The 1,723-nt window shown below is 61.4% G+C and carries 2 protein-coding genes; both read right to left on the bottom strand.

The annotated features are described in order from the left end of the window. Nucleotides 1-67: 67 nt before the first annotated feature. Complete coding sequence (locus M3465_RS17015; RefSeq protein ID WP_249502896.1) at nt 68-340, bottom strand: hypothetical protein; 273 nt, start codon at nt 338-340, stop codon at nt 68-70. Between the two features lie 16 nt (nt 341-356). Next, entirely contained in the window at nt 357-1,703 is a 1,347-nt protein-coding gene (locus M3465_RS17010) for an ISNCY family transposase (protein ID WP_249502895.1), read from the bottom strand. Nucleotides 1,704-1,723 lie beyond the last annotated feature (20 nt).

Raw genomic sequence — 1,723 nt, 5'->3', positions numbered from 1 at the left:
GTGGAGCAAAGCCCGGCAGGGCGGAGACCTCAGCTATCGCAGCCCTGGCTGGCTTTGCGGGGGCAGTTTATAGACCCGGCTCGCGGCATTCTTTCTTGTTGTGGAACGCTTCGATGCCTTCCTCGCGCAGGAGTTCCTCGAAGGCGCGCCAGGCGAGGACATCCCCGGAGAAGGGCGGGGTGTCCGAAACCGTCAACGTGCCGAATTGGTTCTCGGCTGGCAGGACCCGGCCGGGGTGGATGCTGGTCTTGTAAATCTCGACGTCGAATCGATGGCCGTCGATGGTGACGGTCTGCGTATGTTCGGAGAATATGATCTCCGGGTCGTCTTCGGCATCCATGCCGGGAAGCCTGGGGTCATTCCGCGGCGTGCGCAATCTTCTTCCTGGCCTGCGATCCGGAGGGACGGCCAGGCTTTCGATCGCGCGGTTTGTATCCCATCTTCTCTGAGTTTGTCCGCACCTTCGGCTTGGGCGGCGCGGCGTCCTGCATCTCTTTGATATGCTCCAGCACTGCGCCGAGACGTTTATTGTCCGTGATCGCCGCGTGCGTCACACGCTGATCCATGTCGAAGACTTTGTAGGGCAGGGAACGGCCCTTTGAGCGCACCTCGAACCGGCCATCCACAAAGGCGAAGGTGTCGACGTATTTGCCAACCAGCCCGCGCGTGATGTCATTCTCTTCGAGCATGATGCGCTTGCGGTCGTAGGAGAATGTCAGCTGCTTGCCGACATAGCGGTTCTCGCGCCAGCACAGGACATCCGCCAGCCGATCCGGCTCGACATTCAGCGCGCGGTGCAGGTTGTCAGGCTTGACCGGGGCCTTGGCGAACTTGGCGTTGTGGCGCTCCTTGAAACCTTGCAAATAGGCGTTTCCAGCCTCCATGTCGGAGATGCCCGCGAGCCGCAGTTCCTTGACGAGGCGATCCTGCAACGTGCGGTTCGCGCGTTCGACACGGCCCTTGGCCTGGCTCGAATTGGCGCACAAAATCTCGACGTTCAATTCGCTCAGCGCGCGGCCGAACTGGGTGATCCGCGCGCCGCCCTTTGCATCTTCCTTGGCTACGCGGAACACCGTGTGCTTGTCGCTGTAAAAGGCGATGGGGCGGCCGTGGTTCCGGAGATACCCCTCCAACGCCTCGAAATAGCTGAACGTGCTCTCCGACCTCACGAACCGAAGCTCCATCAGAGTACTGGTGGCGTCATCAATGAACACCAGCAGCGTGCAGGGCGGCGCGCGGTCCTCGAACCATCGGTGATCCGAGCCGTCGATCTGGATCAGCTCGCCGAAACATTCACGCCGCAAGCGCGGCTGGTGAAACGTCCGGCGCTGCTTGCGGGAAAGCCAGAGTCCGGCATCGGACATCCATTTGCGCACCGTCTCGCGCGAGACCTTGAACCCGTGATGCTCGGCCAACATCTCCGCCGCAAGCGTCGGCCCGAAATCCGGATACCGCTCCTTGATCAGAGCCAGCGCGTAGTCACGCTTCGCAGCATGGATCTGGTTGTTCGGCGCACGACCGCGCGACTTGTGCCGGATCGCCGAAGCTCCGTCCTGACGATACCGCTTCAACAGTCGGAATATCTGCCGACGCGTCAGGTCCAACATGTTCGCCGCATTGTCGACGCTCAGCCGACCATCATCGACCTGCGCCAAAACCTCCACGCGGTTCAACTCGCGTTCGCTCATCATCACCCATCCCATGTCCGCTCATCCTCACATCA

Origin of the sequence: Marivita sp. GX14005 (assembly GCF_023370775.1) — a bacterium.
Classification (GTDB): domain Bacteria; phylum Pseudomonadota; class Alphaproteobacteria; order Rhodobacterales; family Rhodobacteraceae; genus Marivita.
This window is presented reverse-complemented; position numbering and strand designations above follow the sequence as displayed.

What these genes read in the sequence shown, in the direction of transcription:
- M3465_RS17010 (WP_249502895.1), bottom strand. Translation starts at nt 1,703, where the DNA reads ATGGGATGGGTGATGATGAGCGAACGCGAGTTGAACCGCGTGGAGGTT.
- M3465_RS17015 (WP_249502896.1), bottom strand. Translation starts at nt 340, where the DNA reads ATGGATGCCGAAGACGACCCGGAGATCATATTCTCCGAACATACGCAG.